Raw genomic sequence first — 20,659 nt, forward strand, 5'->3', positions numbered from 1 at the left:
TTGTCCCTATGCGCGATCGGCCGGATAGGATGTGCGGATCAAGAGTATCAATCCGCCGGCGAGGAACAGGATCAGCGTTGCCATTCCGAGCCGCGGTGATCCGCTCATATAGGTCACCAGCGAAAAGAGCAGAGTCGCCATGAAGCTGGTGGCGCGCCCCGAAAGCGCGTAGATGCCGAAGTAGCGGCCGGCTTCCTCGATGTTGACGCTGCGGGCGAGATAGGAGCGTGACGAGGCCTGCACCGGCCCGAAGGCGAGCCCGATCAGCAGGCCATAGAGGATATAGGCCTTTTCCGCCGCCGTGCCGAAGAGGCCGCCGGAATCCGCCGTCGGCAGCGGCATCAATCCGAACAGGGTGTAGCCCGGTCCTGTCGAAATAATACCGATGGTGGCGAGAAGCAGCATCGTGAGGCTGATGACGACGGTCACCTTCGAACCGACGCCCTTGTCGATGCGGCCGGCGATCAGGCAGCCGAAGATCGCAATCACATTCAGGATGATGCCGTAGATACCGATCTCGATCGTCGCCCAGCCGAACATGCCGGCCGCGAAGATACCGCCAAGGATCAGCAGGCCGTTGACGCCGTCCTGATAGATCATGCGGGCGATGAGGAATTTCAGGATGCCGCGGCGCTCTCTGAGCTCGCCAAGCGTGTTTTTGAGTTCCCGCAAACCGGAGCGCACCGCGGTGCCGAAGGGAAGACCCTTGCCGACATCGGGCGTGAAGAAGAACATCGGCAGGATGAAGATCAGATACCAGACGGCCGAGATCGGCCCGGTGATGCGTGCATCCTGGCCGGTCTCAGGATCGAGGCCGAACAGCGGATCAAGGCCGAGGATGGTCTTGCCGGTCTCAGGGCTCGCCGCCAAAAGCGTCACGACGGCAATGAGCACGATGATGCCGCCGAGATAACCGAGCCCCCAGGCAGTGTTGGAGAGCTTGCCGACCTCGTGCTTGCCGACCAGGCGCGGCATCATCGAATCGTTGAAGACGATCGAAAACTCGGCCGAGATCGAGGCGAGGATCATGAAAATGACGGGATAGAGAACAGGCGAGCCGGGTGCGGCGAACCACAGGCAGAAGAGGCTGGCGATCTTGATGACCGCGAAGAAGCCAATCCAGGGTTTGCGTGCGCCGGATTGGTCGGCGATCGAGCCGAGGACGGGTGAGAGAAGGGCGATGATCACCGAGGAGATCGTCGCCATGTTGCTCCACGTCGTCTGCGCGGATACCGGGTCATCGGTCAGGCGGGAAACGAAATAGGGCCCGAAGATAAAGGTCGTGACCACGGTGAAGAAGGGCTGTGCTGCCCAATCGAAGAACATCCACCCCCAGATGCCCTTCTCCGTGGCCTTCGGCGGTTGCGTTCCTGTCCAGTCAATGCGATTCAACATCCGCTCCTTCTTTGACGCGGACTGTCTCACCTCACCCGGTCGCGCGCAAGATCGGTCAGGATACCTGCAGCAACGGTAATACGCGCGAGATTGGGATCGCCGCCGTCGCTGAGGGTTGAAAGCTCCTCGAGGATACGGTTGATGCGGATACGATCCTGCGCATGCCAGGCTTGAACGGGAAGCTTTTCCTTGCCGTGATCGGAAAGGGCGGAGATGACGATGTCGCGCCTTGCACTGGCGATTTGATCGATGCTGCGGGCAAGCGCCAGATTCTCGTAATGGTCTGAGGTGAGGATCCGCCCGCCCGCCGCCAGCAGCCTGCCGATACGGAAGGTCTGCGACACTGCGATGTAGTTCTCGGCGGCGCGTACCAGGGGTTCGCCGGTGCGCTCGGCGATCTGCATGATCTCCGGCACCAGTGCGAAGATCGGGAGGCTGGCGATGTCGGCGGCGAGTTTTTCGGGCAGGCCCGCCTGGCTGTACTCCGCCTGGCGCACGGCGACCTCGCCGGCCACCTGTCCGGCGAAGGCGGTTTTCAGCTTCTTCAGGGCCGCCTGAAGCCGGCTAATCACTTCTGCCATATCGGCCTTGGTCATGCCCGTTTTCAGCAGCAGGCGCGTCAGCACGATATAGCTGTGGCTGATCTCCTCGTAGATGCGGTTCTGCATCTCGCCCGATATCTTGCCGTCCAAGGCGTCCGTCTCGGCCCAAAGGTGGGTCAGGCCGAAACCGTCTCTAGAGACGATTGCGGCGCGCACCACTTCCGGTGCTGAAGCCGCCGTTGCGTCCATCATGGCGACGGTGAAGCTCGGCCCGCCGCGATTGATCGCTTCGTTGGCAAGCACGGTCGCAACGATTTCGCGCTTCAGGCGATGGTTGGCGATATCGCCGGCATTCGACTTCTGCATTTTCACGGGGAAATAATTCGAAAGCGTCGCAATGAAATAGGGATCATCAGGCAGATCGCTTGCGATCAGCGCGTCGAAGAGCACGATCTTGGCATAGGACACCAGCACGCCGATTTCAGCCCGCGTCAGCGGCTTGCCGGCCGTGTAGCGTTCTGTGAGAGTCTGGTCGTCCGGAAGAGTCTCCACCTTGCGGTTCAACTGCTTGGCGCCTTCTAGAACCGTCATGAAGCGCGCAAGTTCCAGGCCGTTTGCCGTGCCTTTGCGTTCCGTCAGCGAGATCGCCAGCGACTGCAGGTAGTTGTTGCGCAGCACCAGAGTCGCCACTTCACCGGTCATCGAGGAAAGAAGCTGGTCGCGTTTTGCGCGCGTCAGGCGTCCGTCATGCATGGCGGCTGCCAGCGCGATCTTGATATTGACCTCGACGTCCGAGGTATTGACGCCGGCTGAGTTGTCGATGGCGTCGGAATTGCAGCGCCCACCCTTCAGACCGTAGGCGATGCGGCCTTTCTGAGTAACGCCGAGATTTGCGCCCTCGCCGATCACCTTGGCGCGCACCTCCACCGCGGTGATGCGGATCGGGTCATTGGCGCGGTCGCCGACTTCGGTGTCGGTTTCGGACGGCGCTTTCACATAGGTGCCGATGCCGCCGAACCAGAGCAGGTCGACCGGGCTCTTCAGGATCGCCGTCATGATCTCGAAGGGCGTGGCCACGGCCTTGTCGATGCTGATCGCGGCAACCGCTTCCGGCGTCAGCGTGACCGATTTCGCTGCGCGCGAAATGATCATTGCACCCTTCGACAGTACGCTCTTGTCGAAATCCTGCCAGCTTGAACGCGGCAGGTCAAAAAGCCGCTGGCGCTCAGTCAGCGTCTTTTCCATATCGGGGTCGGGATCGATGATGATGTCGCGGTGATCGAAGGCGGCAATGAGCCGGATCTTCGGAGAGAGCAGCATGCCGTTGCCGAAGACGTCGCCCGACATGTCGCCGACGCCGGCGACGGTGAAGGGCGTCGTCTGGATGTCGATGTCCATTTCGCGGAAATGGCGTTTCGCGGTTTCCCAGGCGCCGCGGGCGGTGATGCCCATCTTCTTGTGGTCGTAACCGGCCGATCCGCCGGAAGCAAAGGCGTCGTCCAGCCAGAAGCCGGCTTCCTGCGCCAGTGCATTGGCGGTGTCGGAGAAGGTCGCTGTGCCCTTGTCGGCGGCGACTACGAAATAGGGGTCGTCACCGTCGAGCCTGACGGTATCCTTCGGCGGGACGATATCGGCGCCTGCTATGTTGTCGGTGATCGAAAGCAGCGTGCGGATATAGGTCTTGTAAGCCTCACGGCCGGCATTGAAGATCTCGTCGCGGCTGCCGCCGATGGGAAGCTTCTTCGGATAGAAGCCGCCCTTGGCGCCGACCGGCACGATGACGGCGTTCTTGACCTGTTGCGCCTTGACGAGGCCGAGCACCTCGGTGCGGTAATCCTCGGCGCGATCCGACCAGCGCAGGCCGCCGCGCGCCACCTTGCCGAAGCGCAGATGCACGCCTTCTACCTCGACACCATAGACGAACATCTCGCGGAAGGGCTTCGGCTGCGGCAGCCCGTCGACCAGGTGCGGATCAAGCTTGAAGGCCAGCATCGGTTTCGGCGAACCATCCGCGTTCTTCTGGAAATAATTGGTGCGCAGCGTCGCATCGACGATGTTGACGTAGCGGCGCAGGATACGGTCGTCGTCGAGGCTCGGCACGTCGGCAAGCTCGGCCTCTATCGCCTGGTGCAGTTCGGCAAGCTTCTTGACGCGGACCTTCTCCGTAAGCCTGGTGTCGAGCGTATCATGGAAGAGACGAAAGATAGCAGCGGCGACACCGGGATATTTATCGAGCGTCGTGGCGATATAATCCTGCGAATAGGCGATGCCGGCCTGGCGGAGATAACGCGCGTAGGCGCGTAGCACGTTCGTCTCGCGCGCCGAGAGCCCGGCAGAAAGGATCAGCCGGTTGAAGCTGTCATTGTCGATCGTGCCGGCGAAGGCGGCAACGAAGCCTTCCTCGAGGGCGGCGCCGTAACGCTGCAGATCGATCTCGCCGCCATTGCGGGCCTCGAGCTCCATGTCGTGCAGCACGACGAGTTTCTTTTCTCCATCGGCGGCCGGCACCCCGATGTCGAAAGTGCGTTCACTGACGACGTTGAAGCCGAGATTCTCGAGAAGCGGCACGCGGCGCGACAGCGCCAGCTGGCCGCCGGCGTGGAAGATCTTCAAGGAAAGGGTGCGGCCCTGTTCTTCCTGACGATGGTAGAACTGGATGCGCAGCGGTTCGCCGGCGGCGCAGGCACCGATATCGGCGAGGTCGGCCACGGTTTCCTCCGGAGTGAAGGAATCCTGGAAGGCTTGGTCGACGGATATCTTCGGCGCCTTGGCGCCTGCCAGCGCCTCGAAACGGTCGTCCCAGCGGGCCGTGATCTCGCGGATCACCTGCTCGAGCTTTGACTGCGGAATGCGTGGCGTCTTGCCGCCCGAGCGGCCGATGATGAAATGCACCCGAGCCACGCCGCCTTCCGGGAAAGCCGGGTAATAGGCGGAGACACGGCCGTCATAGACAGTCTTCAGATAGGTGCCGATCCGTTCGCGGACGATCGAGTCGTATTCCTCGCGCGGCACGTAGACGATTACCGAGACGAAGCGGTCGAAATGGTCGATGCGCGGCAGGACGCGGACGCGCGGCCGATCGGCCAAGTCGTTGATCTGTTCGGCAAAACTTGCAAGCAGCGTCGTGTCGATCTGGAAAAGATCGTCGCGCGGATAGGATTCCAGCGTGTTGTCGAGCATGCGGCCGGAATGGCTCATCGGGTCGAAGCCGAAATGTTCCTTCACCTTCTCGATCTTGGAACGCAGCAGCGGGATTTCGGAGGCGAGCGAGGTATAGGCGGTCGACGTGAAAAGGCCGACGATGCGTAATTCGCCGGTGACGTTGCCCTCAGCGTCGAAGCGCTTAACGCCGACATAATCCATATAGGCCCGGCGATGAACGATCGACTTAACATTCGCCTTGGTGACGATCAGGAAGTCGGGACCGTCGAGGAAGGCAAGGATCTCAGGCGTCGTCGTCACGGCGTCCTTGCCGGTGCGCAGCACCAGAACATCGGGGTTGGAAAGGATGCCGAGGCCTGCACCCTTGTCGCGTTCGACCCTGGCATCGGCGCCCTTGCCGGAATAGACATATTCCCGCATGCCGAGGAAAGTGAAATTCTCATCGCGCAGCCAGGTCAGGAAAGCGACGGCTTCGTCGCGATCAACCTTCTTCCGGCTGGCGCCATTGGCCGCGAGCTCGGCAATCACTCCGTCGATCTTGTAAAGCATCGGCTTCCAGTCGGAAACCGACAGGCGGACCTGTTCGAGGACTTTTTCGATGCGTTTGACGAGATCGGCGGCCTGGGCGGAGTTGAGGGGTGCAATATGAAGCTGGATATGGCTGACGCGGTTGGCCGGGTCGCTCGGGTGATCGGCGGAATACGTCGTCGGCGCCTTGCCCTTTTCCATGATCAGGATGGGATGCACGGCCATGAACAGGTCGCGATAGGTGCTCGTCACTTCGCCCATGACCGATTCAAACAAAAAAGGCATGTTCTGGTCGGTGACTGAAAGCACCGAGACGGCGATGCCATCAGGCGTCACATCGGCAATCGTGTCGATGCTGACGCGGGGCGCCTTGCCGTTCCAGACAGCAAGTTCCTTTGCCGAATGCACCGCGGAGAGCGCCAGCATTTCTGGTGTATAGAGTTCGAGATCGTCATTGCTTGCCCGGCCGAAGAGAATTTCCGGATCGAGATGCGCCTCGCCCGTCGCCTTGGCGATCTTGCGCGCGCTTTCGATCTGCTTTTCCCGTTTCGGATTGTGTCTGGCAGCCATGGATCGCCTCCCTCAATGTCTGATTTTCCGCAAGCTAGCAGAAGATTCTTCGAAAAAATCTCTAAAAGAGAGGTCCGGAGGATTGTTTTGACGCTTTTTTGGCGCTGGAAAAGAGAAATTGTAAGAGATTTTCCGTTTTCTTCGCCAAGTGAAAGCGAAAGTCCCGTCTTCCGGATTTTCGTTCCGCCGAACATTTCCACGCCCGCATGAAGAATGGTTGACAGCGTGGCGTCAAACAGATCATCAAACGCCGTCATCATTCGGATCTTGGGTATCATGTCGGAAAATGCAGCGGGCGCAGTCATCGTCATCTCCAGCCATGTGGTGCGGGGCTCGGTCGGAAATCGGGCCGCCGTCTTTGCGCTGGAGACGCTCGGTCATCCGGTCTGGGCCCTGCCGACCATCGTGCTGCCCTGGCATCCCGGCCACGGCCGCTCGACGCGGCTGACTTTTGCGGAAGCGGATTTCGACGCGGCAATCGAGGATCTGATCCGCGCGCCTTGGATCGGCGAAGTCAAGGCGGTGCTTTCGGGCTATTTCGGCAATGCAGCCCAGGCGCGCTCCGTCGCCCGGCTGATCGGTGCGCTGAGGGAAAACAATCCCGAGCTGCTCTATGTCTGCGATCCCGTCATGGGCGATCTCGGCGGCCTTTACGTGCCGGAAGCGACTGCGGAGGCCATTCGCGACCATCTCATTCCGCTCGCCTCGCTGGCAACGCCGAACCGCTACGAGCTCGCATGGCTTTCGGGGGCAGCCCTTGAAGACAACAGCGCGATCATGGAGGCGGCGCTCGCGCTCGGGCCATCGCGCATGCTCGTCACTTCGGCGGTGCCGATGATGGCGGGCGGTACCGGCAATCTCTATCTTTCCGGCCGTCACGCCCTTCTTGCCGAGCATCGCGTCGTCGACAACCCGCCGAATGGTCTCGGCGACCTCATCGCCGCCGTCTTCCTGTCGCGCCTGCTTTCCGGGATCGAGGACGAAAAGGCGCTGCAGCTTGCCACCGCCAGCGTCTTCGAGGTGCTCGCGCGCGCCGTCAAGCGCGGCAGCAACGAGTTGATGCTGGCAAGCGATGCTTCCAGCCTTTCGACGCCGATGGCCATGGTGCAGATGCGCCGCCTCGTGCACCCGGCGCAACGGCGGAAAAAGTGACGCATCCGCCAATATGTTCATTTTGCGGTGCAGCAGTTGATCTTGTCTTCCGCGCGCGCTAATCCAGAAGCATGCAGCGTTTTCCAAATCCCCTTCTGGACGGCTATCGCAACTTCATGAACGGGCGTTATGCCGACGCCCGCGACAGGTATCGGCAGCTTGCCGAAAACGGTCAGAATCCCCATACGCTTGTCATTGCCTGTTCGGATTCTCGCGCGGCACCGGAGCTGATCTTCGATGCCGGCCCAGGCGAGCTCTTCGTCATCCGCAACGTTGCCAACATGGTGCCGCCCTACGAGCCGGACGGTCATTTTCATTCGACCTCGGCCGCACTCGAATTTGCCGTGCAGGTGCTGAAGGTCTCGGATATCGTCGTGATGGGCCATGGCCGCTGCGGCGGCATCCGCTCGGCGCTCGATCCGAATGCCGAGCCATTGTCGCCCGGCGATTTCATCGGCCGCTGGATGTCGCTGGTCAAACCCGCCGCCGAGCAGATCCAGAGCAACGACGTGATGACGGCCGCCGAGCGACAGACGGCGCTGGAGCGTGTCTCCATTCGCAATTCGATCAACAATCTCAGAAGCTTTCCCGACATCAAGGCGCTCGAGGAAGCGGGAAAGATTCATCTCCACGGTGCCTGGTTCGACATTTCGACCGGTGAACTCTGGGTCATGGACGCCGAGACACGCGATTTCATTCGTCCCGAAATCTAGGGACATGCCAGTTTATCAGTTTTTTAAGGATTGTTGTTAAGCTCGCCGTCAATTGGTCGCGCACGACCGACGTTTTTGATCACCGTGGCGATTGGCGATGAAGTTCGAAACAATCAAAAGGGTTATCCTGGCCGCCATCATGCTGCCCTTCGTCTTCATGCTCATTGAAGGCGTTGTCGTCATACGTTCTTCGGTCAAGCAATACCAGAACCTCGAAAAGGACCGGCAATTCGCCGATGTGCTTGCCCGTGGTGGGTCGATCGCCGCCACGGAGATTCTGACTGAGATTGGCGCCACCCGCCGCTACCTCGCACATCCCAGCAGCAGGACTGCCATCGACATGCAGCAAAGCCGGGCGACGCTCGATCGCGAGCGCCGCGCTTTCTATACCAGCCTGCCCTCCCGCGATACGCTCGACGAGGGGCTCGTCGGCGAATTATCGATTCTCAGCCTTGCCTACAGCCGCATCGTCGCCGCACGCAGCGCCGTCGACCAGGGCCGTTATGCCGGCAGTGATCCCGGTTCCATTTACTGGTATGCGGCTCTCAAGCAGTTGGCTGTCGTCGATGCGCTTTCACCGCTGATCAGCGATCCGGTGCTGCTTGAAAAATCCAACCAGCTGATGGGCATCCTGCTGACCTATTACGGCGAAAGGCTGATCACCGGGACTGGTACCCGTTATCTCAATCAAGGCGTTTCCGCCAGATTGCCGGTGGAACTGTTCGTGCAGGGCAAGGTCATGCTCGGCGAGGGCATGGATCACATGGTCTTCCATTCCTCTGAGCCGGTCGTGCGCAACATCGTCGCTTATCTCGGTCGCAGCGACCAAGTGAAGGCGAATGCGATCACCGATGCCATTCTTGCCGGATCGCGGCCGACACGCGCCGTGCATGACGTCTGGGCCGCCGCGCAGAGCGAGCGCATGATCTTCCTGCAGCAGAAGATGATCGAGGCTGCCGAGGATATTCATGAGACCGGCGAAAATCTTTCGACGCGCTCGCACATACACCTGACGCGGATCCTGGCGCTGTGTGCCGGCCTGCTGATCCTCGCCACATTGGTGCTGCTACTGGCGGCAAAGGGCCTGCGCCTGATCGACCGGCTGACCCAGGATCGGGAGACGCTGGTGGGCGAGTTGCGCAGCGCCGCCCAGACCGATCTTCTGACCGGCCTCTACAACAGGCGCGGCTTCGAGGTCGCCGCATCCGCACTTCTCACGCAGGCCGAGCACGGATCACGCTGGATTTCCGTCGTGCTGTTCGACCTCGATCATTTCAAGAAGATCAACGATGTTCACGGGCATGACGCCGGCGATGCCGTGCTCCGACAGGTCGCGGGCGTCGCGCGCCAGAATTTCCGTTCCTTCGATCTGCTGGTGCGCCACGGCGGCGAGGAATTCCTGGCGCTTCTGCCGGATTCGACGCCTGACGATGCGGCAATCGTTGCCGAGCGCGTGCGGCAGGCGATCGAGGCTGCGGAAATCCCCTTGCCAAGCGGCGATATTTTCAAGATGACGGCGAGTTTCGGATGCGCCGGGCGGGCAAATGAAGCCGCCAACCGGAACTTCGAGGATCTGGTCAAACGCGCCGACCTGGCACTTTACGCCGCCAAGGCCTCCGGCCGCAATTGTGTCGTCTCGGGACCAATCATCCAGGCCCCGGTGCAGCAGGAGCGACGCAAGGCGGCTTCCGGCGGCGGCTTTGATTCCCGCATATGAAAAACGCCGCATATCGCAGCGGCGTTTTGGCGTATTCAGTCGGGCCTATTTGCCGTCGATCTGCTGACCGATATAGGCGATCGCCTGCTGGTAGACGCTGGCGGCGTTCCAGCCCTGGATGGCGACGAAATTCGGCTCTCCAGGCTGATAGCCGGCGCCCGCGCGCCAGCCGTGGCCCTTGAGGAAATTCGCCGTCGAGGCCAGTGCATCGGCGCGGGAACCGACCATGTCGACGCGGCCGTTGCCGTCGCCGTCGGCGCCGAAGCGCACGACATTGCGCGGCAGAAACTGCGTCTGGCCGATTTCACCATGGGCAGCGCCCTTGGCCTGCGGGCTCAGATAACCCTCGGAGACGAGCTGGAGTGCTGCATAGAGCTGGTCGGTGAAATATTGCGAACGACGGCAGTCATAGGCAAGGGTCGAAACAGCCGACAGCGTATGTTGGTTGCCCATATAGCTGCCGAAACCGGTCTCCATGCCCCAGATCGCAATCAGCGGGCCGGCCGGAACGCCGAAGCGGCGCTCGATCGAGGCAAAAAGCGCCTGATTGGCTGCCTTCATGCTGCGACCGCGGGAGATGATCGTGGCACCGCCGCGCTTCTGCATGAAAGCGTCGAAGGAGAGCTTGAAGCTCTTCTGGCCGCGGTCGGCGGCAATCGTCGGCCTGTTGTAATTGACATTGGCGAAGGCGCGGTCGAGGACCGAGCGGCTGACGCCGTTTGCCGCCGCTTCCTGCTTGAAGTCGGCGACCCATGCACCGAAACCGCTGCTATTATTGCCGCATTGAGCGCCCTGTGCCGCTGCCGGCAGCGCGTGGAGGACGCCCGCCGCCGTAAACGCCGCCAGAAAGAATTTTGTCATGCGCATGAGAAACCCCGCTTCCGATCTACTGAAGCGCGCCGCAGCCGATCGGGGCTATGCGACGCGCTCAAAGTCTTCGTTCTGTTCATGTCGCTGTCCCGAACCGCTGCACGGTTTTGGACGGCATGCTTTGGCTTGATGCCGGGCAGAATGCCAGCCGAAGGCGATCTTGTCACGATCACCTTTTTCAGCAAGCGCTTATGGACAGAAGCGTCCACAATTCGGCAAAAAGCCCTGCCTTCATCATCAGCAGGGCTTTAGCATATTATGGTTTACAAATGGTATCAGGCGGCCTGCTTGCGGGGCTTGACGAGACCACGATTGACGAGCAACTCGGCGATCTGGATGGCGTTCAGCGCAGCGCCCTTGCGCAGATTGTCGGAGACCACCCAGATGTTGAGGCCGTTTTCGACCGTCGCATCCTCGCGGATGCGCGAGATGTAGGTCGCATCCTCGCCGGCGGATTCATATGGCGTGATGTAGCCGCCATCCTCGCGCTTGTCGATGACGAGGCAGCCCGGTGCATCGCGCAGGATGTCGCGGGCCTGGTCGGCGGTGATCTCGTTTTCGAATTCGATGTTGACCGATTCCGAATGACCGATGAAAACCGGCACGCGCACCGCGGTGCAGGTCACCTTGATCTTCGGGTCGAGCATCTTCTTCGTCTCGGCCAGCACCTTCCACTCTTCCTTGGTGTAGCCGTCCTCCATGAAGACGTCGATATGCGGGATGACATTGAAGGCAATACGCTTGGTGAACTTCTTGTTCTCGATCGGATCGGCGACGAAGACGGCGCGCGTCTGGTTGAAGAGCTCGTCCATGCCGTCCTTGCCGGCGCCGGAGACCGACTGGTAGGTCGAGATGACGACGCGCTTGATCTTGGCAAAGTCGTGTAGCGGCTTCAACGCCACCACCAGCTGGGCGGTCGAGCAATTCGGATTGGCGATGATGTTGCGCTTGGTGAACTGGCTGATGGCATCCGGGTTCACTTCCGGCACGATCAGCGGCACGTCGGCGTCGTAGCGCCAGGCCGAGGAATTGTCGATGACGATGCAGCCCTGCTGGCCGATCTTCGGCGAGAACTTCTTGGAAACCTCGCCGCCGGCCGACATCAGGCATATGTCTGTATCGGAGAAATCGTAATTCTCCAGATTGGAGACCTTCAGCGTCCGGTCACCGTAGGAAACCTCGGTGCCCTGCGAACGCGAGGAGGCGAGTGCCACGACCTCATCGGCGGGGAAGCCTCGCTCGGAGAGGATATTGAGCATCTCCCGGCCGACATTTCCGGTCGCTCCCGCAACTGCTACTTTGAAACCCATTTCTCAAGCTCTCTTTCTCTTCTCTCCTCTTGTCCGGTGAGGGGAAAGGCGCGATTAATCGCGTCTTCCTGTCCCCAGCCGAGCCGGGGAGAGAGCGGCAGGCCAGAGACGTCAGACGGTTTTCGTCGTTGTTTTGGCCTTGGTTTTGGAAGAAACCGGAACGGCAATGTCCACCCCGGCAACTCGTGCCCGGTCACTGCGATCAGCAATGGCGTGTTCGTCGCGAACCATGGAGATTCCTTTTCCGCTGTTGCTCTTAGAAGGTTTTCCACAGGAGTCAAGGTTTTTGCGTGAGCAGGCTGTTTCCGCCTGCCGCCGCAATCTCCGGTGCAGGCGCTGAGGGCTTAGCAGGTCTGCTTCGTAAAGCAGCAGAACCTTCCGCCTCCAAAATAGCATTGCCGGTCGGAGGCCACGCAGCGGCCCGATGGGGACGACGGAACGTGGTCTCATTAGACTAAAGTCATAATCCGAAAGCCTCTCTCTTTTTGATCTGTCGTTTCTGGCACACTCCCGTCAGGCGAGTCGCGGCCAGGGGTATGCTTTGAGGAGAAGCAGGTCGCGCGCGTTGATCATCACTCTGTGGAGGACAGACAATGGCAAATGTCGCAAGCATCGACGGCGCGAAGGCCGGTCCGATGACCGGCGAGGAGAAGAAGGTCATCTTCGCCTCTTCGCTCGGCACCGTTTTTGAATGGTACGATTTCTATCTGTATGGTTCGCTCGCCACCTATATCGGTGCGACCTATTTCACCCAATATCCCGAGGCAACGCGTAACATCTTCACGCTGCTCGCCTTTGCCGCCGGCTTCCTGGTCCGCCCCTTCGGCGCGCTGGTGTTCGGCCGTCTCGGCGATCTCGTCGGCCGTAAATACACCTTCCTGGTGACGATCATGATCATGGGTCTGTCGACCTTCCTCGTCGGCATTCTGCCGGGTGCCGCCACCATCGGTATCGCAGCCCCGATCATCCTGATCGCGCTTCGCCTGCTCCAGGGTCTGGCGCTGGGCGGTGAATATGGCGGTGCGGCAACCTATGTCGCCGAACATGCGCCGAACGGGCGCCGCGGCTACTTCACCTCGTGGATCCAGACGACGGCGACGCTCGGCCTGTTCCTGTCGTTGATCGTTATTGTCTTTGTTCAATATCTGATGGGTGCGGCTGAGTTCGCCGCCTGGGGCTGGCGCATTCCGTTCCTGCTCTCGTTCGTCCTGCTCGGCATTTCCGTCTGGATCCGCCTGAAGATGAACGAATCGCCGGCGTTCCAGCGCATGAAGGCGGAAGGCAAGGGCTCCAAGGCGCCGTTGACCGAAGCCTTCGGGACATGGAAAAATGCCAAGATTGCGATCATCGCGCTGCTCGGCGCTACCATGGGCCAGGCGGTCGTCTGGTATGGCGGCCAGTTCTATGCACTGTTCTTCCTGCAGAACGTGCTGAAGGTGGACCTGTTCTCGGCCAATGTCATGGTCGCCATCGCACTTCTCCTCGGCACGCCGTTCTTCGTCATCTTCGGCGGCCTCTCCGACAAGATCGGCCGCAAGCCGATCATCATGGCAGGCCTTCTCATTGCGGCGGTGACCTATCATCCGCTGTTCAAGGCGATGACCTGGACGGCAAACCCGGCGCTAGCCGAAGCGCAGGCTTCGATTCGGGCAACGGTGACAGCTGATCCGGCGGACTGCAGGTTCCAGTTCAACCCGACCGGCACGGCGAAGTTCACCAGCTCTTGCGACGTGGCGACGGCGTTCCTGACCAAGAACTCGGTGCCCTATGACGTCGTGCCCGGTACCGCCGGACAGCCGGCGACGGTGAAGGTCGGCAACGCGACGATCCCGAGCTTCGACGTCGCTGCCGCCGGCGACAAGGCCAAGGGCATGACTGCGGCCTTCGAAAAGGGCGTCAACATCGCGCTCCAAGGTGCCGGCTACCCGCTGAAGCGCGGCGCCGTCAAGGTGCCGGATGCCAAGCTCGATGCCTTCATCGCGGCCAATCCTGAACTGGCGCTCAACGCCGATACCGTGCGCGCCGGCGAGAAGGAAACCATGCCGGCCGCCAAGTTGGTCGAAGGCAAGCTGCTGACGGCGGATGAGACCAATGGCGTCACCGACATGGCGGTCTACAACATCGCCAATGGCGGCACTTTCGCCATGACCGCCGATCCCGCCCGCGTCAACTGGATCGGCACGATCGCCGTGCTGTTCGTCCTCGTCCTCTATGTGACGATGGTCTACGGCCCGATCGCCGCTCTGCTGGTCGAGCTTTTCCCGACCCGCATCCGCTACACCGGCATGTCGCTGCCCTATCACATCGGCAACGGCTGGTTCGGCGGCCTGCTGCCGGCGACAGCCTTCGCGATGAGCGCTGCCGCGGGCGATATCTACTACGGTCTCTGGTATCCGATCGTCTTTGCGACGATCACGCTGGTGATCGGCCTGATCTTCCTGCCGGAAACGAAGAACAGGGATATCCACGCCATGGATTGAGCGGTGGGTTGAGGCCAATCCTCGCTTGAGAAAAAAGGCCCGGCGCTCACAAGGCGCCGGGCTTTTCCATATCAGGGAACAGGCGCTTGGCGAGCGGCCAACCATCCGGCGCCAGCTTGAAGAGCAGGCCGCAGCGGGCAAAGACGATCGCCGTCAGCAGTGAGAACCAGGCGCCGAAGGCGAGGCCGGCGATGACATCGCTCGGATAATGGGCGCCGACCATGACACGCGTCATGCCGAGCCAGATGGCGCAGGCGATGAAGGCAACGCGGTAGCGTGGAAATAGCAGGGCGAAGGCGGCGAAGAAGGCACCGACCGTGGTGGAGTGGCCGGACGGGAAACTTTCGAAAGCGGAATGGCCCGAAAAGGGCGTGAAGGAAAACATGCCGTAGTCGTGGAAATGATCGGGACGCGCCCTGCCGATCGCACGTTTCAGCAGATTGGCGAGAAGTCCTGAGAAGACGACCGTGAAGAAGAGATAAGCACCGATCCAGCTGACATACAGCGCCTGCGCCTTGGAACGCGCCGTCTTCACAAGCTTGTAGCCTGCCCTGCCCTGAAAGAACAGCAGGATGCTGGTGTAGATCAGCCAGGCGGAATCACCGAAACCGGTCAGCATCTCGCCGAGGTGTTTCACCGGCGCGGGAGCTTCGCTGGCGCCGATCGGCGCGTCGAAGAGCAGCATCGAAAGGATCACGGCATTGAGCGTGACGAAGAGGCAGGCCTGCCAGCGCAAAGGCGGCATGCCGACGGCGCTCCGGCGCCAGCGCCTGTCCAGGGAAGCCCAAAATGCCCGCATTTCGTCGTCCGTTCGAATTTTTCCCAGAGCGCCGCGCGTCGAACAGGACACGCTAAGGACGCTCTATTACTTTGAATTGACGCATGATCCTTTGTCGAAAATCGCTTCCGATTTCGGGATTATGCGCCCGTTAAAATCCGGCGCAAAAATACACGAGATTGTGGCTGAGAATAGTCCGTTTCGGATAATTCCACCAAGCGGGACGCGCTTCACCGCCCTCAATGAAAAAAGCCCTCCGCATGCGCGATGCGAAGGGCTGGATACTGTTTCACGTGAAATATCAGGCGGAAAGCGTCTTGAACTCGGCGAGGATCGCATCGCCCATCTCGACGGTGCCGACCTGCCTTGCGCCATCGGCCATGATGTCGCCGGTGCGAATGCCCTTGTCGAGCACGTTGGCGATCGCCTTTTCCAGATCGTCGGCTTCCTTCACCAGATTGAAGGAGTAACGCAGGCACATGGCGAAGGAGGCGATCATGGCGATCGGATTGGCGATGCCCTTGCCGGCGATATCAGGGGCCGAGCCGTGCACAGGCTCGTAGAGCGCCTTGCGCTTGCCGGTCTTGCCATCAGGCGCGCCGAGCGAGGCCGACGGCAGCATGCCGAGCGAACCGGTCAGCATGGCGGCAACGTCGGAGAGCATATCACCGAAGAGGTTGTCGGTGACGATGACGTCGAACTGCTTGGGCTGGCGCACCAGCTGCATGCCGCCGGCATCGGCCAGCATGTGTTCGAGCTGGACGTCGGAATATTTTGCCTTATGTGTCTCGGTTACCACCTGGTTCCAGAGCACGCCCGACTTCATGACGTTGCGCTTTTCCATGGAGCAGACGCGATTCTGCCGCGTGCGGGCCATTTCGAAGGCGACGCCGGCGATGCGCTCGATCTCGTAGGTATCGTAAACCTGCGTGTCGATGCCGCGCTTCTGGCCGTTGCCGAGGTCGATGATTTCCTTCGGCTCGCCGAAATAGACGCCGCCCGTCAGCTCGCGGATGATCAAGATATCGAGGCCTTCGACCAGCTCCGGCTTCAGCGACGAGGCCGCAGCAAGGGCCGGATAGCAAATGGCGGGGCGCAGGTTTGCGAAGAGCTGCAGATCCTTGCGCAGGCGCAGCAGGCCGGCTTCCGGGCGCACTTCGTAAGGCACGCTATCCCATTTCGGGCCGCCGACGGCGCCGAACAGAACGGCATCGGCGGCAAGCGCCTTCTGCATGTCGGCTTCCGAGATGGCAGCGCCATGCGCATCATAGGCGCAGCCGCCGACAAGGCCTTCGTCGGTGACGAAACCGGCATTCATCGCCTCGTTCATATAGGCGATGATCTTGCGGACCTCGCCCATGGCCTCGGGACCGATGCCGTCGCCCGGCAACAGGAAAAGATTGCGCGCTGTCATGAAACCCTCCTGGGAAAAACAAGTTGCGGTTTCTTAGACCTCGGAAAAGGGCATTTCAAGCGACAGAAGCGGTGAATCGGTACGCTTCGCTCCGAGCCGCGATAGTTGCTCCTGCGTCCGCAAACGGATTAGAACGGTGACCCTATCTTTATCCTGGATGGTTCCCATGCCTTTCGCGCCTCTCCACCTCGACACGCCCTTGCTCCAGACGGCACCTGGCTACAGCGCCAGCGGCAAACCGCTCTGGCTGAAGCTTGATGCGCTGCAGCCTTCCGGCAGTTTCAAGCTGCGCGGCGTCGGCCGGCTTTGCCAGCACGAGGTGGAAAATGGGGCGCGCGAAATCTTCTGCGCTTCCGGCGGCAATGCCGGCATTGCGGCCGCTTATGCCGGCCGGGCGCTCGGTGTGCCGGTCACAATCGTCGTGCCGGAGACGACGGCGGCCGATGTACGGCAGACCATTGCCGCAACGGGCGCGAATGTCCTCGTTCATGGTTCGGCTTTCGATGAGGCCAATGCCCATGCGGTCGAACTCGCCCGGAGCCGCAAGGCAACCTATGTGCACCCCTTCGACCATCCGCTTCTGTGGGATGGCCATGCCACGCTGATCGATGAGGTGGTGGCGAAAGGGGCAAAATTCGATTGCGTGGTCACCAGCGTCGGCGGCGGCGGGTTGCTTGCCGGCATCGTCGAGGGGTTGAAGCGCAACGGGCTTTCCGATGTGCCTGTTATCGCCGTCGAAACGGAAGGGGCGGCTTCGCTCCATGCCAGCCTCAAGGCGAATGAGCGTATCACCCTTCCCGCCATTACCTCGATTGCCAATTCGCTCGGGGCGCGGCAGGTGGCGCAGCATGTCTTCGACCTGCCGCAGCAGCATCCGATCGAAAGTGTTCTCGTCAGCGACGCCGATGCCGTTGCCGCCTGCCTGAAATTTGCCGATGCGCAGCGCATTCTGGTCGAGCCGGCTTGCGGTGCGGCCCTTGCGGTTGCCGATGTGCATGCCGGGCTGCTTCAGCGCTTCGACAATCCGCTTATCGAAGTCTGCGGCGGCATCGGCGTGTCGCTCGAAAAACTCAGGGCCTGGAAAGAGAAATTTCTTTGATGTGCCGCAAAAGAGAAAGCCGGGCAAAGCCCGGCTTGATCGGTAACCGATTGGATAGGGCTCAGGCTGCCCAGGGGTGCGAAGCGGCATTCTTCTTTTCGAAGCTGTCGATCGCCTTGCCCTTTTCCAGCGTCAGGCCGATATCATCGAGGCCGTTCAGCAGGCAGTGACGCTTGAACTCGTCGAGATCGAACTTGATCAAGCCACCATCGGGGCCGGTGATCTCGAGATTTTCGAGGTCGACGGTCAGGACGGCGTTGGAACCGCGCGAGGCGTCGTCCATCAGCTTGTCGAGGTCTTCCTGGCTGACTTTGATCGGCAGGATGCCGTTCTTGAAACAGTTGTTATAGAAAATATCGGCGAAGCTGGTCGAGATAACGCAGCGGATGCCGAAATCCAGAAGCGCCCAGGGCGCGTGCTCGCGCGAGGAGCCGCAACCGAAATTGTCGCCGGCAACCAGGATCTTGGCATCGCGATAGGCCGGCTTGTTCAGCACGAAATCCGGGTTTTCTGAGCCGTCTTCGTTATAACGAGCCTCCGCGAAGAGGCCGGTGCCGAGGCCGGTGCGCTTGATCGTCTTCAGATAATCCTTCGGAATGATCATGTCGGTGTCGACGTTGACAACCGGCAGAGGCGCTGCAACGCCCGTGAGCTTCACGAATTTATCCATGACCCATGCTCCATTTCAGCAAATCTACTTCCTGAATTTGCATCTAGTCCAGTTTTTCGCCGAAATGAAGGAGAATCTTTAACAGCCGGCGGCCACGCGACGTTTCGCGCGGTCCGCCAATTGCGGCTGTCCCTTATTTGGACGGTGCGTTCAACCCCCAGAGGACGCCGAACGGATCACGAAGCTGGCCATAGCGGTCGCCCCAGAACATCAGTTCGACCGGCATGACGACTTCGGCGCCGGCAGCAATCGCGCGATCCCACCAGAAATCGATATCGTCGATGATCAGCTGAATGGCGAAGCCTTCATGGCCTTTGAAGGGATGGCCGTAGTCAGGATAGGCATCCGACAGCATCAGGGAGCTGCCGTTGATGTAGAGATGCACATGCATCGTTCTGCCGCTCTCGTCGACGGGCACGAGATATGCCTCTTCGGCGCCGAAAGCCTTCTTGTAAAATTCCGCAGCTTTCACCGCGCCGTCGACCGTCAGATAGGGCAGCAGGCCGTTCTTGACCGGTGGCATCTTGGTCGGGTTGCTCTCTGTCGTCGCATCCATGCTTGTCCTCCATTCGTTTTTCAAGCGCCGGCTGAATGCCTGGCTGCTTCAAAGACGTAACATGGAAGCGTGATCCGACAGTGTCGGCCGAAATTTTTCGGGGAACCAAAATTTTCAGCGAAAAGGTGATCAGAGATCGATGATCGTGCCGCGGCCGTCGTTCCACACGCGCATCTCGCGCTGGCCGTTATTTGCCTTGGCGCGGACCGGAGCGGGCTTCATCTTCATCGAAAGCGCACGTCCGACCATGAGCACGGTCAGGATGCCGCCGACGGCGAGCGTCACCGAGAAGGTGAAAAGCAGCATGGCCACGAAAACGGTGGCGCCGGCAAGCATGAGGAAGATGGAGCGAATGTTCTGCATGGTTAGAGACCTTTCTTCGGAAAGGAATGTGGTCCTTCTCTTTCCTCTCTGCAAGGCAAGCATGGCTTTTTGTTGTTCTGCTCGATGTTCTGGGGTGGGCTGCTTGCTTCGGCTTTCAAAGCTTGGCACTAATTCGCCATGAGCCGAAACCCCACGACCCGCTCCGCCCGCCTGCGCCGTTCGGTGTTGAGCGTGCCTGCCATCAACCCCCGCGCCCTCGAAAAAACCCATGCTGTCGATTGCGATGCGGTGATCTTCGATCTCGAGGATTCCGTGGCGCCGGAAAAGAAGGTGGAAGCACGGGAAACCCTGAGGAATTTCTTTTCGGCTCGGCCGCTCCAAGGCAAGGAGCGGATCATCCGCATTAACAGTCTGTCCACCGATTTCGGCTTGGCGGACATGGAGCTGGTGACGGCGCTTGGTCCCGATGCCGTGCTGCTGCCGAAGGTCGACGAACCGCAGGATGTCATGGCGCTCAGTGACCTTCTCTCCGAGGCCGATGCACCGGAAGATCTGCGCATCTGGGCGATGATCGAGACACCACGCGGCATCCTGAATGCGGCTGGCATCGCCGAAGCCGGGCGCACGGCGGGCTCACGGCTCGATTGTCTCGTCGTCGGGCTCAACGACCTGCGCAAGGAAACCGGCGTGCTGCCGCAGCCGGGGCGGAGCTATCTCGCGCCCTGGCTGATGCAGGTCGTCCTTGCGGTCAGTGCCTATGGGCTCGATGCGATCGACAGCGTCTTCAACGATTTCAGGGACGAACAGGGTTTCGATGCCGAATGTCTGCAGGGCCGGGCCATGGGCTTTGCCGGCAAGATGCTGATCCATCCGGCGCAGATCGAGCCCGCCAACCGCCATTTCGGTCCGGATCCGGCAGCGATTGCGGAAGCGGAGGCGATCATATCAGCCTTTGCCGACCCCGCCTCCGATGGGCTGAACGTCATCAATGCAGGCGGGCGGATGGTCGAGCGGCTGCATCTTGTCCAGGCGGAAAGTCTGGTCCATAAAGCCCGCCTGATCGCAGCCCGCCAGGCTGCAGCACGAAAGACGATGTGATGAAACTCTACCGCTTCCTGACCGGTCCCGACGATGCTTCCTTCTGCCATAAGGTCACCGCCGCCCTCAACAAGGGCTGGTCGCTGGAGGGCTCACCGACCTATGCCTTCAATGCCGCAACCGGCGCGATGCAGTGCGGCCAGGCCGTCGTCAAACATGTCGAAGGCAAGGACTACGATCCTGAGATGAAGCTCTCCGAGCAGTGAGGTTTTAGCGCATAACCCCGAAAATCGTAATCGATTTTCGGGGTTATGCGTGATTGAAAGTGATAGAGCGTCCTT

General features: G+C 60.7%; 17 protein-coding genes. 7 read left to right on the forward strand and 10 right to left on the reverse strand.

From position 1 onward, the window contains the following. Positions 1 to 6 precede the first annotated feature (6 nt). Complete coding sequence (locus FY112_RS34650) at positions 7 to 1,395, reverse strand: MFS transporter (RefSeq protein WP_017962603.1); 1,389 nt, start codon at positions 1,393 to 1,395, stop codon at positions 7 to 9. 26 nt (positions 1,396 to 1,421) lie between these two features. Continuing rightward, the gene (locus tag FY112_RS34655; RefSeq protein ID WP_151520376.1) at positions 1,422 to 6,197 is read right to left on the reverse strand and encodes an NAD-glutamate dehydrogenase; all 4,776 of its coding nucleotides are present in this window, start codon (positions 6,195 to 6,197) and stop codon (positions 1,422 to 1,424) included. Between the two features lie 276 nt (positions 6,198 to 6,473). Between FY112_RS34655 and pdxY the strand changes: the two genes are divergently transcribed. From pdxY to FY112_RS34675, 3 genes are all read left to right on the forward strand, one after another. After that, positions 6,474 to 7,349: a pyridoxal kinase PdxY gene (pdxY, locus tag FY112_RS34665; RefSeq protein ID WP_131620075.1), complete on the forward strand. Its 876-nt coding sequence runs from the start codon at positions 6,474 to 6,476 to the stop codon at positions 7,347 to 7,349. 71 nt (positions 7,350 to 7,420) lie between these two features. After that, the gene (locus tag FY112_RS34670) at positions 7,421 to 8,062 is read left to right on the forward strand and encodes a carbonic anhydrase (protein WP_017962600.1); all 642 of its coding nucleotides are present in this window, start codon (positions 7,421 to 7,423) and stop codon (positions 8,060 to 8,062) included. Between the two features lie 97 nt (positions 8,063 to 8,159). After that, positions 8,160 to 9,779: a GGDEF domain-containing protein gene (locus FY112_RS34675; RefSeq protein ID WP_131620074.1), complete on the forward strand. Its 1,620-nt coding sequence runs from the start codon at positions 8,160 to 8,162 to the stop codon at positions 9,777 to 9,779. 45 nt (positions 9,780 to 9,824) lie between these two features. Here FY112_RS34675 and FY112_RS34680 read toward each other — a convergent pair whose 3' ends face one another. The 3 genes from FY112_RS34680 to FY112_RS34690 form a co-directional block, all read right to left on the reverse strand. Further along, positions 9,825 to 10,646, reverse strand: coding sequence for a lytic transglycosylase domain-containing protein (locus FY112_RS34680; protein ID WP_131620073.1), 822 nt, complete (start codon positions 10,644 to 10,646; stop codon positions 9,825 to 9,827). A 278-nt stretch (positions 10,647 to 10,924) separates the two neighbouring features. After that, complete coding sequence (locus tag FY112_RS34685; protein ID WP_012759513.1) at positions 10,925 to 11,959, reverse strand: aspartate-semialdehyde dehydrogenase; 1,035 nt, start codon at positions 11,957 to 11,959, stop codon at positions 10,925 to 10,927. A 111-nt stretch (positions 11,960 to 12,070) separates the two neighbouring features. After that, complete coding sequence (locus FY112_RS34690; protein WP_131620120.1) at positions 12,071 to 12,280, reverse strand: hypothetical protein; 210 nt, start codon at positions 12,278 to 12,280, stop codon at positions 12,071 to 12,073. A 272-nt stretch (positions 12,281 to 12,552) separates the two neighbouring features. Here FY112_RS34690 and FY112_RS34695 point away from each other — a divergent pair, with 272 nt between their 5' ends. Then, positions 12,553 to 14,439: an MFS transporter gene (locus FY112_RS34695; RefSeq protein ID WP_131628223.1), complete on the forward strand. Its 1,887-nt coding sequence runs from the start codon at positions 12,553 to 12,555 to the stop codon at positions 14,437 to 14,439. 46 nt (positions 14,440 to 14,485) lie between these two features. Here the strand turns inward: FY112_RS34695 and lpxE are convergent, their stop codons facing one another. Together lpxE and leuB are read right to left on the reverse strand one after the other, a co-directional pair. Then, complete coding sequence (lpxE, locus tag FY112_RS34700) at positions 14,486 to 15,238, reverse strand: lipid A 1-phosphatase LpxE (RefSeq protein WP_181018324.1); 753 nt, start codon at positions 15,236 to 15,238, stop codon at positions 14,486 to 14,488. 280 nt (positions 15,239 to 15,518) lie between these two features. Beyond that, positions 15,519 to 16,631 carry a 3-isopropylmalate dehydrogenase gene (gene leuB, locus FY112_RS34710; protein ID WP_003543987.1) on the reverse strand — a complete coding sequence of 371 codons (1,113 nt, stop codon included), beginning with the start codon at positions 16,629 to 16,631 and terminating at the stop codon, positions 15,519 to 15,521. 166 nt (positions 16,632 to 16,797) lie between these two features. Here leuB and FY112_RS34715 point away from each other — a divergent pair, with 166 nt between their 5' ends. Continuing rightward, positions 16,798 to 17,730, forward strand: a complete 933-nt coding sequence (locus tag FY112_RS34715; protein ID WP_151520378.1) for a pyridoxal-phosphate dependent enzyme — start codon at positions 16,798 to 16,800, stop codon at positions 17,728 to 17,730. Between the two features lie 61 nt (positions 17,731 to 17,791). On the opposite strand, the gene leuD is transcribed toward FY112_RS34715, so the two are convergent. The 3 genes from leuD to FY112_RS34730 form a co-directional block, all read right to left on the reverse strand. Continuing rightward, entirely contained in the window at positions 17,792 to 18,400 is a 609-nt protein-coding gene (leuD, locus tag FY112_RS34720) for a 3-isopropylmalate dehydratase small subunit (RefSeq protein WP_012759503.1), read from the reverse strand. A 133-nt stretch (positions 18,401 to 18,533) separates the two neighbouring features. After that, a complete protein-coding gene (locus FY112_RS34725) occupies positions 18,534 to 18,956 on the reverse strand; it encodes a glyoxalase/bleomycin resistance/extradiol dioxygenase family protein (protein ID WP_151520379.1) in 423 nt (140 codons plus the stop codon). Between the two features lie 129 nt (positions 18,957 to 19,085). Next, on the reverse strand, positions 19,086 to 19,319 hold the full coding sequence (locus FY112_RS34730) for a hypothetical protein (RefSeq protein WP_025396469.1): 234 nt from the start codon (positions 19,317 to 19,319) through the stop codon (positions 19,086 to 19,088). Positions 19,320 to 19,457: 138 nt separating this feature from the next. Between FY112_RS34730 and FY112_RS34735 the strand changes: the two genes are divergently transcribed. Together FY112_RS34735 and FY112_RS34740 are read left to right on the forward strand one after the other, a co-directional pair. Beyond that, positions 19,458 to 20,378, forward strand: a complete 921-nt coding sequence (locus FY112_RS34735) for a CoA ester lyase (RefSeq protein ID WP_151520380.1) — start codon at positions 19,458 to 19,460, stop codon at positions 20,376 to 20,378. Next, positions 20,378 to 20,584: a DUF1737 domain-containing protein gene (locus tag FY112_RS34740; RefSeq protein ID WP_017962591.1), complete on the forward strand. Its 207-nt coding sequence runs from the start codon at positions 20,378 to 20,380 to the stop codon at positions 20,582 to 20,584. The genes FY112_RS34735 and FY112_RS34740 overlap by 1 nt, the downstream gene beginning before the upstream one ends. The last annotated feature ends 75 nt before the right edge of the window (positions 20,585 to 20,659 follow it).

This window comes from Rhizobium sp. PEPV16, assembly GCF_008919455.1.
GTDB classification, from domain to species: Bacteria; Pseudomonadota; Alphaproteobacteria; order Rhizobiales; family Rhizobiaceae; genus Rhizobium; species Rhizobium leguminosarum_Q.